Source organism: Polaromonas sp. YR568 (assembly GCF_943369675.1).
Classification (GTDB): Bacteria; Pseudomonadota; Gammaproteobacteria; order Burkholderiales; family Burkholderiaceae_C; genus Polaromonas.
Genome location: NZ_CALROB020000003.1, coordinates 64,579 through 81,626 on the forward strand (window position 1 = coordinate 64,579; position 17,048 = coordinate 81,626).

General features: G+C 62.4%; 14 protein-coding genes. 13 read left to right on the forward strand and 1 reads right to left on the reverse strand.

Annotation, left to right across the window (positions count from 1 at the left end; all coding sequences use genetic code 11):
- The first annotated feature begins 7 nt into the window (after positions 1-7).
- The 7 genes from ACLV8F_RS02305 to ACLV8F_RS02335 all read left to right on the forward strand — a co-directional run bounded on the left by ACLV8F_RS02305 (position 8) and on the right by ACLV8F_RS02335 (position 7,792).
- A complete protein-coding gene (locus ACLV8F_RS02305) occupies positions 8-670 on the forward strand; it encodes an HAD family hydrolase (RefSeq protein ID WP_411882627.1) in 663 nt (220 codons plus the stop codon).
- Between the two features lie 84 nt (positions 671-754).
- The gene (locus ACLV8F_RS02310; protein WP_411882628.1) at positions 755-1,132 is read left to right on the forward strand and encodes a YciI family protein; all 378 of its coding nucleotides are present in this window, start codon (positions 755-757) and stop codon (positions 1,130-1,132) included.
- 357 nt (positions 1,133-1,489) lie between these two features.
- Positions 1,490-1,969: a pilin gene (locus tag ACLV8F_RS02315; RefSeq protein ID WP_411882706.1), complete on the forward strand. Its 480-nt coding sequence runs from the start codon at positions 1,490-1,492 to the stop codon at positions 1,967-1,969.
- Positions 1,970-2,161: 192 nt separating this feature from the next.
- Positions 2,162-2,935 carry a 4-hydroxy-2-oxoheptanedioate aldolase gene (hpaI, locus tag ACLV8F_RS02320; protein ID WP_411882629.1) on the forward strand — a complete coding sequence of 258 codons (774 nt, stop codon included), beginning with the start codon at positions 2,162-2,164 and terminating at the stop codon, positions 2,933-2,935.
- Positions 2,936-3,020: 85 nt separating this feature from the next.
- Positions 3,021-4,178, forward strand: a complete 1,158-nt coding sequence (locus ACLV8F_RS02325) for an aminotransferase class V-fold PLP-dependent enzyme (protein WP_411882630.1) — start codon at positions 3,021-3,023, stop codon at positions 4,176-4,178.
- A 293-nt stretch (positions 4,179-4,471) separates the two neighbouring features.
- Positions 4,472-5,443 (forward strand): AAA family ATPase, encoded by a 972-nt coding sequence (locus ACLV8F_RS02330; RefSeq protein WP_411882631.1) that lies wholly within the window; start codon positions 4,472-4,474, stop codon positions 5,441-5,443.
- A gap of 9 nt (positions 5,444-5,452) precedes the next feature.
- A complete protein-coding gene (locus ACLV8F_RS02335; protein WP_411882632.1) occupies positions 5,453-7,792 on the forward strand; it encodes a S8 family peptidase in 2,340 nt (779 codons plus the stop codon).
- 4 nt (positions 7,793-7,796) lie between these two features.
- Here ACLV8F_RS02335 and ACLV8F_RS02340 read toward each other — a convergent pair whose 3' ends face one another.
- Positions 7,797-8,828, reverse strand: a complete 1,032-nt coding sequence (locus ACLV8F_RS02340; RefSeq protein ID WP_411882633.1) for an AraC family transcriptional regulator — start codon at positions 8,826-8,828, stop codon at positions 7,797-7,799.
- A gap of 147 nt (positions 8,829-8,975) precedes the next feature.
- Here ACLV8F_RS02340 and ACLV8F_RS02345 point away from each other — a divergent pair, with 147 nt between their 5' ends.
- The 6 genes from ACLV8F_RS02345 to ACLV8F_RS02370 all read left to right on the forward strand — a co-directional run bounded on the left by ACLV8F_RS02345 (position 8,976) and on the right by ACLV8F_RS02370 (position 17,039).
- Positions 8,976-10,598 (forward strand): carboxyl transferase domain-containing protein, encoded by a 1,623-nt coding sequence (locus ACLV8F_RS02345; RefSeq protein ID WP_411882634.1) that lies wholly within the window; start codon positions 8,976-8,978, stop codon positions 10,596-10,598.
- Between the two features lie 52 nt (positions 10,599-10,650).
- Positions 10,651-11,784, forward strand: a complete 1,134-nt coding sequence (locus ACLV8F_RS02350; protein ID WP_411882635.1) for an acyl-CoA dehydrogenase family protein — start codon at positions 10,651-10,653, stop codon at positions 11,782-11,784.
- An 11-nt stretch (positions 11,785-11,795) separates the two neighbouring features.
- Positions 11,796-12,581 carry an enoyl-CoA hydratase/isomerase family protein gene (locus ACLV8F_RS02355; protein ID WP_411882636.1) on the forward strand — a complete coding sequence of 262 codons (786 nt, stop codon included), beginning with the start codon at positions 11,796-11,798 and terminating at the stop codon, positions 12,579-12,581.
- A gap of 66 nt (positions 12,582-12,647) precedes the next feature.
- A complete protein-coding gene (locus tag ACLV8F_RS02360; protein ID WP_411882637.1) occupies positions 12,648-14,366 on the forward strand; it encodes a hypothetical protein in 1,719 nt (572 codons plus the stop codon).
- Positions 14,367-14,380: 14 nt separating this feature from the next.
- The gene (locus ACLV8F_RS02365) at positions 14,381-15,055 is read left to right on the forward strand and encodes a DUF4126 domain-containing protein (RefSeq protein ID WP_411882638.1); all 675 of its coding nucleotides are present in this window, start codon (positions 14,381-14,383) and stop codon (positions 15,053-15,055) included.
- A complete protein-coding gene (locus tag ACLV8F_RS02370; protein ID WP_411882639.1) occupies positions 15,048-17,039 on the forward strand; it encodes a biotin carboxylase N-terminal domain-containing protein in 1,992 nt (663 codons plus the stop codon). The genes ACLV8F_RS02365 and ACLV8F_RS02370 overlap by 8 nt, the downstream gene beginning before the upstream one ends.
- The last annotated feature ends 9 nt before the right edge of the window (positions 17,040-17,048 follow it).

A 17,048-nucleotide genomic window follows, 5' to 3' on the forward strand; every position in this document is an offset into this window, starting at 1 on the left:
CGCAACCATGAAATTCGACGCGGTGTTATTCGACTGTGACGGCGTGCTGGTCGACAGCGAACCCATTACCAACGGCGTGCTGCGCGACATGCTCGAAGAACTCGGCTGGAAGCTCAGTTCGGCCGAGTGCATGCGCATCTTTGTCGGCAAGGCCGTCAGCGACGAGGCCGCCACCATAGAGGCCCATACCGGCAAGCCCCTCAGCAAAGCCTGGCTGGACGAGTTTCGCGCCCGCCGCAATGAAGGGCTCGTCGAATCCCTGCTGGCCGTGCACGGCGCCGTCGAGGCCGTGAGCCAGATCCATACGCTTTACCAGGGCTGCATCGCCTGCGCATCGGGCGCCGACCGCTTCAAGGTCGAGCTGCAGCTCAAAAAATGCGGCCTCATGCCCTTCTTTGAAGGCCGCATCTTCAGCGGCCACGAGCTGCCGCGCTCCAAACCCTTCCCCGACGTCTACCTGGCAGCCGCCGCAGCCCTGGGCGTGGACCCCAAACGCTGCGCCGTCGTCGAAGACACCGTCACCGGCGCCACCGCCGGCGTCGCGGCCGGCTGCACCGTCTTCGGCTACAGCCCGCCCGAGCTGGGCCACGACGCGCCCAGTGCGCTCAAGGCCAGCGGCGCTGCCCACGTCTTTACCGACATGGCGGACCTGGCGGCGCTGTTAGGTTGAATTTTTTCGGCGGGGCGTGTCGATTTCGGCCCGCCCCGTTCGTCGTAGAGGTGTCAGCCAACCAACCTAACTCAAGGAAACGTCATGAAATACCTCTGCCTCGCCAACTACAAACCCGCCGACATGGCTGCCCTGTCGCCTGCCGACCGCAAGGCGCTGGTCAGCCAGTGCCCCGCCAAGGATGCCGAGCTCAAGGCCACCGGGCAGCTGCGCCTGAGCGCTTCGCTGGACGGGCCCGCCATCCGCCTGCAGCCGCGCGGCGGCAAGACCACCGTGGCCGACGGCCCCTTTGCCGAGGCCAAAGAGCTGGTGGGCGGGTTTTTCATCATCGAGGCCGCCAGTCGCGACGAAGCCGTACGCATCGCCTCGCTGCACCCGACCGCCACGCTGGGCGAAGACGTGGGCTGGAACATCGACATCCACCCAATAGGCTTTTTTGAGCAGTACGAAGGCAAGGCCTGAGCCGCAAGGGCAAGCGGCCCGCTGACCAACCGGAGCAGCGTCGCCTCTTTCCCGCGCGCTTTATCCACACACCCGGATAGTTCCACCATGGCGCCGCGCAACGCGGTGCCTGTTTATGCGTGGGCGCTCGCTGCGCCTTCAGCGCGCCAATCTTTCGAAACCCGCCTGTGTGCTCATCGCCACAAAAAGCGCTGATGTGGGCTCATCGGGACAACATTGTCCGCGTGAAGAAAGTGTTTGTACGAAAAGCCCCAAGCGCTCATTTTCAAGCCCAAGAATGGCCCCAGAGAGGCAGCACGCATCGCGCAACTGCCCACAGCTCTGGGATCCATGTTCTTAATCTCAAAGGGTTTTTTTATGAAGCGCTCTCTTCGACAAAAAGGTTTTACTCTCATCGAGCTGATGATCGTCGTCGCGATCATCGGCATTCTGGCTGCGGTGGCTTTGCCGGCTTACCAGGATTACATGATCAAGGCTCGGGTATCTGAAGGCCTGGTCCTCGCATCCGACGCGAAGCTCGTCGTCGCCGAGAACGCGTCAAACGGCTCGGCGTTCGCGACAGGATTTGTGGCGCCCACCGCGACCAACAATGTTACGGGTATGGGCATTGGAGCGAATGGGACTATTACGATCACATATGCGGCAAGGGCCGGCAACGGCACCATGCTTCTGATTCCTTTCACGGGCACTGTGGCCGCACCCACCGCGCTGACGGCGGGCACGATTCCGCCGACCCAGGTCAACTGGATATGCAAGGCGGCAGGGGCCGCCGTTTTCCTGGCGACCAATCCTGGTACCGTGTTGGCGAGACATGCGCCGGCCGACTGCCGGGTGTAAATCGACGGCGAGGTTTCCTGGCGCCTTGTCCCAAGAGGCGCCGAGGGCGCCTCTTTTTATTTGTAGGCACGCGTTTAACCGGATTGCTTCAGCGGGTGAGCTTCCGGGCGACGCAACACCACGTGAGGGCCGAACACTTCCCACGGCACCAGGGTTAGACTCCCAGCCAATGAAGCGCCAAGCGGAGCCGCGATGAACACAAATAACAACCCCTTCAAAGCCGCCCTCCAGGCCGGCACACCGCAAATCGGCCTGTGGCTCTCCATGGCCTCGCCCTACATGGCCGAGGTCAGCGCCACCGCCGGTTTTGCCTGGCTGCTCATAGACGGCGAACATTCGCCCAATGATTTGCAAAGCACGCTGGCCGCGCTGCAGGCCATCGCCCCTTACCCCTCGCATCCCATCGTCCGCGTCGTCGAAGGCAGCGAGCACCTCATCAAGCAGGTGCTCGACATTGGCGCACAAACCATCCTGGTCCCCATGGTCGACACCGCCGCCCAGGCCGCCCACATGGTCGCCGCCACGCGCTACCCGCCCCAGGGCGTGCGCGGCGTCGGCAGCGCCATCGCGAGGGCCTCGCGCTGGAACGCCCGCACCGACTACCTGGCCATGGCCAACGATGAAACCTGCCTGCTGGTCCAGGCCGAAAGCACCACCGCCCTCGCCAACCTCGCCGCCATCTGCGCGGTCGACGGGGTGGACGGCGTCTTCATAGGCCCGGCCGACCTGGCCGCCTCCATGGGCCACCGCGGAAACGCCAGCCACCCCGAGGTCCAGGCCGCCATCGAAGGCGCCATCAAGACCATCACCGCCAGCGGCAAGGCCGCCGGCATCCTGACCGGCGACGCGGCCCAGGGCCGCCACTACCTGGCGCTGGGTTGCACGTTTGTGGCTGTGGGCGTGGATGTGCTGGTGTATGCCAACGCGGCCCGCGCGCTGGCCGAAGACATGTCGCCCCAAGGCTGAAGCGGTTTACCCGGGCCGGGGCTGTCCTGAATGGGGCTGCGGTGCTAAGCTGCCAGCCCGACTTTTAGAAAAAAGAGAGACAAACATGCCTGGATTACTCCCCAACGTCGACCCCGACGGCCTGCTCGAATTCTCCGTCGTCTACACAGACCGCGCCCTCAACCACATGTCGCGCAGCTTCCAGAGCGTGATGAGCGACATCTCCGCCATCCTCAAAGAGGTCTACCACGCGCATTCCGTCGCACTGGTGCCCGGCAGCGGCACCTACGGCATGGAGTCCGTCGCGCGCCAGTTCGCCGCCGGCAAACACGTCATGGTCATCCGCAACGGCTGGTTCAGCTACCGCTGGACGCAGATCTTCGAGATGGGCCACATCCCCGCTTCCCACACCGTGCTCAAGGCCCGCCAGACCGGCCCCGGCGCCCAGGCGCCCTGGGTGCCCGCACCGGCGGCAGACGTCGTCGCCGCCATCGCCAAAGAAAAGCCCGCTTTAGTCTTTGCCCCGCACGTTGAAACCGCCTCCGGCATGATCCTGCCCGACAGCTATCTGCAGTCCGTCGCCGCCGCCGTGCATGCCGTCGGCGGCCTGTTTGTGCTCGACTGCATCGCCTCCGGCGCCATGTGGGTCGACATGAAAGCCACCGGCGTCGACGTGCTGATCTCGGCCCCGCAAAAAGGCTGGAGCAGCTCACCCTGCTGCGCCATGGTCATGCTCAGCGAACGCGCCCGCACCGCCATTGAAACCACCCAGAGCTCCAGCTTCGCCTGCGACTTGAAGAAGTGGCTGCAGATCATGGAAACCTACGAAAACGGCGGCCATGCCTACCACGCAACGCTGCCCACAGACGCCCTCACACGCCTGCGCGCCGCGATGAAGGAAACGCAGGACTACGGCTTCGCCAAAGTGAAGGCCGAACAACAGGACCTGGGCAACAAGGTCCGCGCCCTGTTCGAAAGCCGCGGCCTGCCCAGCGTCGCCGCCGAAGGCTTCAAGGCCCCGGGCGTGGTCGTCAGCTACACCACCGACCCCGACATCCAGTCAGGCAAGAAGTTTTTGAACGAGGGTTTGCAAACCGCCGCCGGCGTGCCGCTGCAATGCGACGAAGGCCCTGACTTCAAGACCTTCCGTGTGGGGCTGTTTGGGCTGGAGAAGTGGCATAACGTGGACCGGACTGTGGCGAGCCTGGCGGGGGCTTTGGAGCGGATTGGGGTGGGGACGAAGATCGCAGAGGCCATTGCTTGAGTCAGAAATCCTGTGATCGCAGGATTTCCCCGGAAAGCCTAGCCCAGCCTTGAATAAATCCTGTGATCGTAGGATTTGACGAGAAATCGTAGACGACCTGTAGTTTGCCGGGTGATGCGGCCTAATAGCCAAAAAACCCTCAAACCAAGCCTTTTTATTCGGAGAAGGTTGAATTGCTCAATTTCTATGCCAAAGCAGGAATAAAAAACGGTTCGCCAAGGCGAATAGGTCGGGTACGATCACTGCATATACACGACATTCGAGACTGATGGCATATGGCACGCGGTGAATTAATGAAAAAACTGCTAGGCAGCTATGGTCGGGATGAAGAGTTCCGGGCAGTGGCTCAGCAAATCATTGATGAAGAAGAGAAGAAGAATAATCGTGTTCTGGCTCGGTCTTTGAGGCAGACATTTGAAGCCGCCCGTAGCCGCCCGGTAGCCGCTAAAGCTCTAGCGCCCCTGATACCTTTTCCCGATGCTGCAGGAGACTTCGTGGAGCGTGTAGAAACGCGGCATACGAAAGACGACATCATTCTGACCGCGACGAACGGGCGGATATTGTTGGGGCTGCAGAAAGAATATCGTCAGTCTGAATTGGTTAAGCGTCACGGCTTACCTGTTCGATCAAAGTTAATGTTTTGTGGCCCTCCTGGTTGCGGAAAGACTCTTTGTGCCGAAGTGTTTGCTGCTGAGCTGGGGTTGCCGTTTTTTGTTGTGAAGCTTGATCGGCTCGTCTCCTCTTATCTTGGTGAAACTGCCACCAATATTCGAAAGATTTTTGAGTTCGCGCGAAAACACCCTTGTGTCCTATTCTTTGATGAATTTGATGCTCTTGCGAGATCTCGTGAAGATGGTGGGGAACACAACGAACTGCGCAGAGTTGTGAACAGCTTGCTTTTATTCATTGATCAAATACAGCCAAAGGGATTCATAGTTGCCGCCACCAATCTGGATCGGTCTCTTGACATGGCGATATGGCGGCGTTTCGATGAAGTGATCTGGTTCGAGAAACCTGATCAGAAAATGATTGAACGATTTTTGCGCTTAAAGTTTAAGAATGTTCAGCTTGCCTTTGACCTTGACGGGCGTGCCGCAAGTCTCGAAGGATATTCTTATGCCGAGATAGGTCGTATATGTACGCAGGCAATTAAGGCGATGGTGATGGAATCGCAAAGTGCAGTGCAAGCGCGTGATTTTGATGTGGCAGTGGAAGACGAGGCCCGCCGTAAAACAGTGAGTGCGCGGCTCAAACCAACGACTTAGCGAGACGAGTTGGCGCAATACGAGCATTTACAGCTAATCAGATTAGCCGAACGCTTTGAGCGCCGTAAACATGGTGGGGCTGGTCCTCCCCCTGTACGTGATAGGGCTGTTCATACCGCGAACCTCAACCAGCAGCTGAACACAGCGATCGCTACGCAACAACAACGGCGAAAGCCCGAGTTTGTAGACCCCTCGTTAATTCTCCGAGTGCAAATGACAGGTGATCTACTTGTGGATGACTGGCAGCGCTTGGGGCTAACGGTGCTCTCTAGCGATGCAGACAGGACACTCGTACTCTTTTCCTCCAATGATGAGCTGCGAAGTTTTCATGACCGCCTAAATCAATATCAAGCAGGGCCGCCACCTGGGCAACTGCACCCTCCTTTTAACGCATTTGTTTCCACTATCGAATCTATTGGTGCAGTAGAACCCCAAGACAGAATCGGTGTGAGGTTTCGCGAAGAAGGACTGGCAGTTCTCGGCGACTTTCAGGCTGCTCAACTCTACTTCGTTGACATAGAGCTATGGGATTTGGGTACTAGAGCGTTGCGAGAGCGGAAGTTGGCGGATATCGTCGCCTATATCGTTGCTCGAGAGGGCTTGGCATTTGAGCAATATGTTGGGCCGAGCATCACAATGCTTCGGGCTCAAGTGTCGGGGGCCCTTCTCTCAACACTTCTGACCGTTGAAGATATTGCCTCTATAGACGCTCCCCCACAGCCGGACTTACAAACTGGCCCCGCGCTAGAGATGACCTTGGAGGTGGCTCCCCCGCTAAATGAAGTCCCGGACGATGCCCCTCTAATAGGGATTATTGATAGCGGGATAAATGCGCATCCCTTTTTAGAGGATGTGCTAATCGGTTCAATAGGTGTACCAGCCAGCTTGGGTATCGTTGATGACTGGGGGCATGGAACCAGAATTGGTGGTGTTGCGGCGTTTGGCGATCTTCGAGCGCAAGTTGCAGCGAACACGCTGAACCGGGGTGCTAGGTTGTGCTCGGCTAAGGTTGTCAACGGCCAAGGCAGATTTGATGATCGTCGTCTTGTCCCTTCTCAAATGCGAGAGGCTATCGGCGCGTTGCATCAACAATTCGGCTGCCGAATCTTCGTGATTGCCTTGGCTGATGTTAAGCGCCCCTACAGCGGTGGAAAAGTCGGCCCGTGGGCGGCGACCCTTGATGAGCTTGCTCGCGAACTTGATGTGGTCATAGTCGTCTCCTCGGGTAACCGAAGCCCTCGTGGCGGAAACAGGATAGAGCAAGCGGTTACCGAATATCCTGAGTATCTGCTCGAAGAGGCAAATAGATTCTTCGAGCCGGCAGGCGCTATGAATGTGTTGACGGTGGGGTCAATCTCCCACGGTGAGGGACTCGACCCAGATGCTGCTGCAGATGTGATGGTGCGGGCCATTACGGGTGCGAATGAACCCTCACCCTTTTCTCGCATAGGGCCTGGTATAGGTGGTGCGACAAAACCGGATTTGGTTGATATTGGCGGAACCTTGGTTTTTGATGGCGTTCTGGCTAGCCTCAGAAATGGAGAGTCTTCGCCAAGTGCAGGGGTGCTGACTACCCATCATTTGTACCTTGATCGATTGTTCACAGCTGGGTCGGGGACGTCGTATGCTGCGCCGCGCGTTGCTTTCAGTGCCGCACAAATACTCTCGTTGCTCCCCAATGCCTCTGCAAATCTCATTAGGGCATTACTAGTTGGCTCCGCAGAAATCCCATCCGAAGCGCGGCATGTGCTGCAGCCTCTAGGTGCGGATGCGGAACGCAAGATTTGCGGGCATGGGCAAATAGACCAACGGAGAGCCGCCTACTCGGACGATGCGCGAGTGGTCCTGTATGCTGAAGATGAACTGGAGCTCGATCATTTTGCTGTTTACCAAATACCAATTCCTGACCTGTTTCAGTCTGAACCTGGGGATCGGAGTATTCGCGTAACTTTGGCTTTCGATCCACCCGTTCGCCATACTCGTGCGGACTATGCAGGGGTCGGAATGAGTTATCGCCTTATTAGAGGTACAGATTCCGCTCATATCTTTGAACATTACCGCAAGCGTACCGTTCAAGAGGGGCCGTTCCCTGAGATGGCTGGGAGGTATTCGTGCGATTTGGTGCCCAGACCCACTCAGCGAGAAAAGGGAACTGTTCAATGTTCTAAGGTGACATTTAAGCGGACGGTTGCAGCATATGGTGATTCTTACTTCCTAGTCGTTCGATGTGAAAGTGGCTGGGCGGATTACGTGCAGCGACAGCGCTTTGCTGTTGTCGTTGAAATTGAGCACGAGGCGGAAATCCAACTTTACGCGCGAGTACAGCAACGCGTCAGAGTTGTGGCCTAGCCGATTAGCTTCTGTGCGCGGATATACGAAGCGTCCCAGGCGACACTTTCGCCCACTCCCGAAACGCCCTCGTAAAACTCTTCTCATTCCGAAACCCCGAAGCCTCTGCCACCTGTTTGATCGGCTTTGAGGTCCTCAGCAACAAGTCCTTGGCCTTCTCAAACCGCACCTCGTCCTTGAGCTTTTGCAGTGAAGCCCCTTCTTCCTGAAGCTGGCGGTGCAGGGAGCGCGGGGACATGTTCAGGGCCGCGGCCAGGGTTTCAGCATTGTGTGAGACGACCGCGGGATTTCCCAGCGCCTGCCGCACCTGCTCCACCAGCAGCCTGTCTCGCCGGTACTGCAGCACTGTCAGGGGCAAGGCCCGCTGCAGCATCTGCTGCAAGGCTTTCTCATCTCGCCGCAAAGGCAAAGCCAGGTAACGCGCATCAAAGCGGATCTCGGCCTGCGCGGCATTGAACTGCAGGCCTGGGCTGGGGAACATCAGTGCATACGCGTCGACGTGGGCCGGCGCTTCGAAGGGGAAGCGCGCGCCCTGCAGGGGGATGCGCGAATCCACATACCAGCAGGCCAGGCCGTGGATATTGCGCAGCACGTGGACCAGGCCGAACTCTTCGACCTGGCCGGGGACTTTCTCTTCGACGGTGATCGCGGCCGTGTCGCCGCTGGTCGCCAGGCGCAAGGTGATGTCGTCGGCGATCAGCGCATGGTGCCGGCACCAGCGTTTGAGCGCCACGCCCAGGTTGGGCGAGCTGATCGATGCGCGGGCCAGCATGCCGTAGCTGCCCCAGGGTAGTTTGCGGCTGAAGGCGCCCAAGCCTTCGTCGTCGAGTTCCTGCATGGCGGCGCCTGAGAGCAGTTCCATCTGGTGGGCGGTGATGTTGGCTGTTGGCTGTTTGAGCTGGGTTGGCGTGATCTGTGCCAGTTTGAGGGCTTGGGCAGGGCTTTCGCCGTAGCGCTGGTAGGCAGCGGTAATGCTTCTGGCAAAGGCCATGGGCGTGGCGGCAATCGGGGGATTTGTGGGGCTGCGGGAGGGCATTAGGTGATTCTCAACTCCGTTGGCAGGATTTGCAACCTTGTTGGCGGCCTGCCGGGCGCGGGTTTTCGCTAAGCTGGGCGTTTGGCGCTAAGGTAGGACCTCTGCGCCCGCCCATGCCTTGTCAGCGCCCCCATCAGGAAAAAATCCATGTCCGCTCTTGAGACCCAGCTCAACGCCCGTTCCGCCGACTTCCAGGCCAATGCCGCCGCCATGCAGGCGGTGGTCGATGACCTTGCCGCCAAGGTGGCCAAGGCTGCCCATGGCGGCGGCGACACCGCGCGTGCGCGGCACACGGCGCGGGGCAAACTGTTGCCGCGCGACCGCGTGCAGATGCTGCTGGACCCGGGCACGCCTTTCCTGGAGCTTGCGCCGCTGGCCGCCCATGCGATGTACCCCGACCGCGACGGGACCGACAGCGCGCCCTGCGCAGGCTTGGTCGCCGGCATAGGCCGCATCAGCGGCGTGGACTGCATGGTGGTGTGCAACGACGCGACGGTGAAGGGCGGCACCTACTACCCGATGACGGTCAAAAAGCATTTGCGCGCGCAGGAGATCGCCCAGCAGAACAACCTGCCTTGCGTCTACCTGGTCGATTCGGGCGGCGCCAATTTGCCCAACCAGGACGAGGTGTTCCCCGATCGCGACCATTTCGGCCGCATCTTTTTTAACCAGGCCAATATGAGCGCCGCAGGCATTGCGCAGATCGCGGTGGTCATGGGCAGCTGCACGGCCGGCGGCGCCTATGTGCCGGCCATGAGCGACGAGACCATCATCGTCAAGAACCAGGGCACCATCTTCCTGGGCGGGCCGCCGCTGGTGAAGGCGGCGATTGGCGAGATCGTGACGGCTGAAGAGCTGGGCGGCGGCGACGTGCACGCGCGGCTTTCGGGCGTGGCCGACCACCTGGCGCAGAACGACCCGCATGCGCTGGCGCTGGCGCGCCGCGCCGTGGCCAACCTGAATCGCCAGAAGCGGCCCGAACAGGTGCTGCGCACGCCCGTGCCGCCGCTGTACCCGGCCGAAGAACTCTATGGCGTGATCCCGACCGACACACGCAAGCCTTACGACGTGCGCGAAATCATTGCGCGCATTGTGGACGGCAGCGAGTTTGCCGAGTTCAAGGCGCGTTACGGCACGACGCTGGTCTGCGGTTTTGCGCACGTCGAGGGCATGCCGGTGGGCATCATCGCCAACAACGGGATTTTGTTCAGCGAGTCGGCACAGAAGGGCGCGCACTTCATCGAGCTGTGCTGCCAGCGCAAGATCCCGTTGGTGTTCCTGCAGAACATCACGGGTTTTATGGTCGGCAAAAAATACGAGGCCGAGGGCATTGCGCGCCACGGCGCCAAGATGGTGATGGCGGTGGCCACAGCCCAGGTGCCCAAGTTCACCATCATCATCGGCGGCAGCTACGGCGCGGGCAATTACGGCATGTGCGGCCGGGCTTATTCACCGCGCTTTTTGTGGATGTGGCCGAATGCGCGCATCTGCGTCATGGGCGGCGAGCAGGCCGCCGGCGTGCTCGCCACGGTGAAGCGCGACGCCATCGAGGCCAAGGGCGGCACTTGGAGCGCTGAAGAGGAAGCCGCCTTCAAGCAGCCGGTGCTGGACCAGTTCGGCCACCAGTCGCACCCCTATTACTCGAGCGCGCGGCTGTGGGACGACGGTGTCATCGACCCGGCGGACACGCGGCGCGTGCTGGCGCTGGGGCTGTCGGCCACGCTGAACCAGCCTATCCCTGAGACGAAGTTCGGCGTATTCCGCATGTAAGTGCGCCGCCCCGCAAAAACATAAAAACGAGACAAACAAGAGACAAACCCGCATGGACAACATCTACGTCACCCCTGAACACGAACTGCTGCGCGAGCAGGTCGCGCGCTTCATCGCGCGCGAGGTCGAACCCTATGCATCTTCCTGGGAAGAAGCGGGCTGCGTGCCGCGCGAGGTGCTGCGCAAGATGGGCGATGCCGGCCTGCTGGGCCTGATGTATGAAGAGCAATACGGCGGCGGCGAGGCCGATGCGCTGACCAACCTGGTGTTTGCCGAGGCGCTGTCGCAGTCGACCTTTGGCGGTTTCATCATCACGGTGCTGGTGCATACCGACATGGCCAGCCCGCATTTGTTCCACGCGGGCAATGCGGCGCAGAAGGCGCGCTATATGCCCGACGTGATTGCGGGCAAGACGATCACCGCGGTCGGCATCACCGAGCCCGGCGCGGGCTCCGACGTGGCCGGCATGCGCATGACGGCCAAGCGGGAGGGCGACGAATGGGTGCTCAACGGCACCAAGATGTTCATCACCAACGGCGTGCACGCCAACCTGTATTTCGTTGCGGCCAAGACCGGCACGGCGCGGCATGACGTGTCCATGTTCATCGTCGAAAAAGGCACGCCGGGTTTCACGGTGGGCCGCGCGCTCAAGAAAACCGGCTGGCTCTCGTCCGACACCGCCGAGCTCGTCTTCGACAACGTGCGCATCCCGGCCGGCAACCTGCTGGGCGAGCAGGGCAAGGGGTTTTATTCGGTCATGAAAAACTTCCAGACCGAACGCATCGCGCTGGCGGCCATGGCGGTCGGCCATTGCACCCAGGCCATCCGCATGACGCTGGACTATGTGCGCCAGCGCCAGGCTTTCGGCGCCACGCTGTGGGACAAACAAACCATTCGCCAGCGCATCGCCATGCTGGACGCCAAGACCCGCGCGGCGCGCCAGTTCATGTACCACTGCGCCTGGGCTGTCACCCAGGGGCGCGACATCGTGCAGGAGGTCTCCATGCTGAAGGCGCTGACGGGCGAGCTGGTCAACGAGGTGCTGCAGACCTGCCAGCAGTTCCACGGCGGCATGGGTTTTATCCGCGAGACAGCGATTGAACGCCTGTGGCGCGACGCGCGCGTGCTGGGCATAGGCGGCGGCGCGACGGAAGTCATGCTCGAAGAAGTGGCCAAACGGTATTAAGGAAGCAGGACATGAACCATTTGCTGATAGACGTCGCCGGCCACATTGCCACCGTGACGCTGAACCGCCCCGAGGTGCGCAACGCCTTCAACGACGAGGTCATCCTCGAAGTGATGCAGGCCTTCACCGAACTGGGCGCGCGCCCCGACGTGCGCTGCATCGTGCTGGCCGCCAACGGCACGGCGTTTTGCGCGGGCGCCGATTTGAACTGGATGCGCAGCATGGCCGACTACACACGCGCGCAAAACCTGGAGGACGCGGGCCGGCTCGCCAGCATGATGCGCGTGGTCTACGAATGTCCCAAGCCCACGATCGCCAAGGTGCAGGGCGACGTCTATGCCGGCGGCACCGGCCTGGTCGCGGCCTGCGACATGGCGGTATCGGTGGACACGGCGGGCTACTGCCTCAGCGAGGTCAAGCTGGGCCTGATCCCGGCGACCATCAGCCCTTACGTCATTCGCGCCATGGGCGCGCGCGCGGCGCACCGCTACTTTTTGACGGCCGACCGCTTTGATGCGGCCGAAGCCCTGCGCATCGGCTTTATCCATGAGGTTGTGAAAGCCGAGGCGCTGGACGCCAGGGTGGCAGAACTCGCGCAGGCCCTGGTCAATGCCGGGCCCGAGGCCGTGCGCCTGTGTAAAAAGCTCGTGCAGGACGTGGCCGGCCAGCCCATCACGCCCGAGCTGGTGAAGATGACGGTGGAAGGGATCGCCGACATCCGCGTGAGCCCTGAAGGCCGTGAGGGCGTGCAATCCTTTTTGCAAAAGCGCAAGCCGAACTGGCTGCCGCAGGCCTGAGTCAGGTATGTGTCTTTCCGCTGTATCGTCAGACCCTCAAGGCCTAGTCCAGGCAAGGAGGATTGCATGACTGCCGCGATGAGCAAGGTTTTTTGTTCCGTCCTGGTGCTGGCCGCAAGTCTGTCCGGGCGCGCGATGGCGCAGGCGCCGCTCGCCGACCGCGCGATCAGCGAGGCGCAAGCCAGGGCTTTGCTGCGCACGTCCGCTTTTCGGGTGGGCCATGCCCTGGCGCCGTTCTGCGCGGCGAAAGCGGTGCCGGACGCCGGCGCCGGTGTCCTCGCCATGCCCAAAGACCCGGCGCGCCGGGTCCAGGCTTTCGCTGTGGTCGAAGGCGGGCCGGCTTACCTTGCCGGTTTGCGTGACCGTGATTCGGTGCTGGCAATCAACAGCCGCGCAACCGGCGACCAGACGCAGCTTGATTTGATGCAGCAGGCCTGGCGGCCCGCCGTCGCTGCGGCGCTGAAGGGGGCGCCCCTGGTGCTGCGCATCCGGACCGAAGGCGCCGACGCGCAGGAGCGCGAGATCAGCATCAAGCCCTTGCCGATCTGCCACGGCGGTGCGGCGCAGCTGAAAGCGGGGGAGCTTGAGGACGAACTCCGGATCGCCGGAACCGCCGGGCTTGATCCCGCCACTTTGATGGTGTTCCTGCAGGCGCGCACCGCGGGCTTCGCTGCACTGGAGGGCAACAGCCAGGGCCATTCCCTGCAGACCTTCGGCCAGGTGTTGAACCTGCTGGCCGCCATCAAGGGCAAGCCGATGTCCGACACGCTGCGCGACACGGCGCCGTATACGCAGGCCGACCATCTGCGCGCGGACTTTGTGGCGATGCTTGCGCTGCAGCGGGCCGGCCAGCCGCTGGACAAGTACCCCGACTATCTGGGCCAGAACCCGGCCGTGCACGGGACCGAAATGGGCTTGAAGCGCCAGAACGTCAGCTACAGCGCCGACCAGCTGAAGCTGCTCAAGGAGATCATGCAACTGGTGGTTGCCCGTGATTTTGGGGCGGCGGCCGAAAAGGTGTCGTTCTCCCTGCCGCCGGGCCTGGCGGCGCCCTCGGCCGCGGTGGCCGGAGCTGCTTCCAGCGTTGCGGCGCCGCCATCGGCCGTGGCGGACCCTGTGCCCGCGCCTGTGACCCCCGCGCCTGTTGTGCGCGCGCCGGTTTTGGTCGCCGCCGTGCCGGCCGTCGAAAAGCGTATGCCGGTTCACGCGCAGCCTGTGCCGCCGGCCTCCGGTTTTGCCCCTGACACCAGCCCTCAATACCTGCCGCGAAAACTCACGGATAAAGGGCTCAGCATCTACGAGCGCTGGCTCACGGCCCCGGCGCCCAAGGCCGTCGCGATTTCGGGGCGCGGCGCGATAGGCACGCGTGTGGGGCCCAACGCCATGCAGGAAGCCCTGGCCGCATGCAACCAGCACGGCACCGAGTGCGCGCTTTATGCGGTGGACGACCACGTGGTCTGGGACCCTGCCAGCGAAGCGGCCTTGGCCGCCGCGGCCTACCGGCGCAAGCTGGAGCTTGCCATGCCGGACGCGACTGGCTATGCCGCGCTGGACGATATCGATGCCGTGCCTCGCCTGGGCGCGAAGGGCCGGGAGCTTTATCGTGAATGGCTGGACAAGCCCTTCCCGCGCGCTGTGGCGATCTCGGAGAAGGGCGCGATCGCGCGCGGATACGGGGACGAGGGACTGGCCACCGCGCTGGAAAATTGTGAACGCTTCAAGTCGCCGTGCCGTCTGTATGCCGTCAATGACAAAGTGGTGTTCGTGCCCTTTGCGCCAAAGTAAGGCCGAGCCAGATCATGACCACCCTGGACACCGCACAACTGATCGCCCTGGCCGGCGCGCTGGGCTGGGCCAGCGGCGTGCGCCTTTACCTGGTGGTGCTGCTCACGGGCCTGGCGGGCTTTATGGGCTGGGTGCCTCTGCCGTCCGGCCTGCAGCTGCTGGCGCATCCGGTGGTGCTGGGGGTCAGCGGCTTTATGGTGTTCATTGAATTTTTTGCCGACAAGATCCCGGGGCTTGATTCGCTGTGGGACGTCGTGCATGGCGTGATCCGCATCCCGGCCGGTGCGGCGCTGGCGGCTGCGGTGTTCGGCGCCGACAACGGCCTGGGCGCGCTGGTCGCGGCCCTGCTGGGCGGCACGCTGGCCGCGACCAGCTTTGCCGCCAAGGCCACCAGCCGCGCGGCCATCAACACCTCGCCCGAGCCCTTCAGCAACATTGGCGCCTCGCTGCTCGAAGACGGCATGGTGCCGCTGGGCCTGTGGCTGGCGGTGGTGCACCCGGTGGTGTTTGTGGTGCTGCTGGCCATCGTGCTGGCGCTCAGCGTCTGGCTGATACGCGTGTGCTGGCGGTTTTTGCGCCAGCTGTTTGTGCGCGTGGCCCGGATTTTCAGCGGCAGGCCGGACCCGGGCACTGCCGCCGCTTTTACCTTGAAGTCTCCCTTTTCCAAACAGAACGACCACCATGTTTAAAAAAATACTGATTGCGAACAGAGGCGAGATCGCCTGCCGCGTAGCCGCTACCGCTCGTCGCATGGCCATCCAGTCCGTCGCGGTGTATTCCGACGCTGATGCGGGCGCCAAGCATGTGGGCTTTTGCGACGAGGCCGTGCACATAGGCGGCAGCGCGCCCAAGGACAGCTATTTGCGCTGGGAACGCATCATCGAAGCCGCGAAAGCCACGGGCGCGGAAGCGATTCACCCGGGCTACGGCTTCCTGAGCGAGAACGAGGAGTTCGCCCAGGCCTGCGCCGCCGCCGGCCTGGTCTTCATCGGCCCGCCGGCCTCCGCCATCAAGGCCATGGGCTTGAAGGCCGAGTCCAAGCAGCTGATGGAAAAAGCCGGCGTGCCGCTGGTGCCCGGCTACCACGGCAGCGACCAGGATCCGGCCCTGCTGCAGCGTGAGGCCGACCGCATCGGCTACCCGGTGCTGATCAAGGCCAGCGCGGGGGGCGGCGGCAAGGGCATGCGCGCGGTCGAGAAAAGCGAAGACTTCGAGGCCGCGCTGGCATCCTGCAAACGCGAGGCCATCAACAGCTTTGGCGACGACGCGGTGCTGGTCGAAAAATACGCGCAGCGCCCGCGCCACATCGAGATCCAGGTCTTCGGCGACACGCACGGCAACTACGTTTACCTGTTCGAGCGCGACTGCTCGGTGCAGCGCCGCCACCAGAAGGTGCTGGAAGAAGCGCCGGCCCCGGGCATGACGGAAGCCATGCGCAAGCAGATGGGCGAGGCGGCCGTGGCGGCCGCGCGCGCCGTGAATTACGTCGGTGCGGGCACGGTGGAGTTCATCGTCGAGCAGCGCGCCGACGGTTCCATGAACTTCTTCTTCATGGAAATGAATACGCGCCTGCAGGTCGAGCACCCGGTGACCGAAGCGATTACCGGCCTGGACCTGGTCGAGTGGCAGTTGCGCGTGGCCTCGGGTGAAAAGCTGCCGCTGGCGCAGGAGCAGCTGCGCATCACCGGCCACGCCATCGAGGCGCGCATCTGCGCCGAGACGCCGGACAACAACTTCCTGCCGGCTACCGGCACGCTGCACGTCTACAAAAAGCCGGCGCACACGGCGTTTGAACGCGGCCAGGTGCGTGTGGACGACGGCGTGCGTGAAGGCGATGCGATCTCGCCGTATTACGACTCCATGGTGGCCAAGCTCATCGTGCACGGCGCCACGCGTGAAGAGGCGCTGGCCCGCCTCGACGATGCGCTGGCGCAAACCCGCATCGTGGGCCTGAGCACCAATGTGCAGTTTTTGCGTTATGTGGTGCGCAGCCCGTCGTTTGCCAAGGCCAACCTGGACACCGCGCTGATCCCGCGCGAAGAAGCCGTGCTCTTCAAGCAGGAGCCCGTGGGCCTGGCCATGGCGGCAGCCGCTGCGGTGGCGAAACAGTTGCTCGATGAGCGGGCCGTGGAGGGCGCGGACCCCTTCAGCCGCCGCGACGGCTGGCGCTCGCATGGCGTGGTGCAGCGGCGTTTTGAATTTGAGTTCCATGGCGAGCCGGCCAAGGCCGCCTTGACCTATGGGCATGACGGTTCGCTGCACCTGGCCCTGGCCGATGTGGCCGGGCCTTTGGTGTTTGCCGAAACCGCGCAAGGCATTGACGTGCAGTTCGCGGGCCAGCGCATGACGGCGGCCGTCTATGCGCAGGGTGAACTCGACCATGTGTTCACCGCCAAAGGCGCGACGCAAATTCTTTCCATCGACCTGCTGGCCCACGCCGGCGAGGCCCAGGCCGAGGGTGGGCGCCTGACCGCGCCCATGCCGGGCAAGGTCGTGTCGTTTGCGGTGAAGGCCGGCGACAAGGTCAGCAAAGGCCAGCCGCTGGCCGTGATGGAGGCCATGAAAATGGAGCACACCATTGCCGCGCCGGCCGATGGCACGGTGCAGGAATTGCTCTATGCGCCGGGCGACCAGGTCAACGAGGGCGCGGAATTGTTGAAAATAGCCGTTTGAACACTCGTA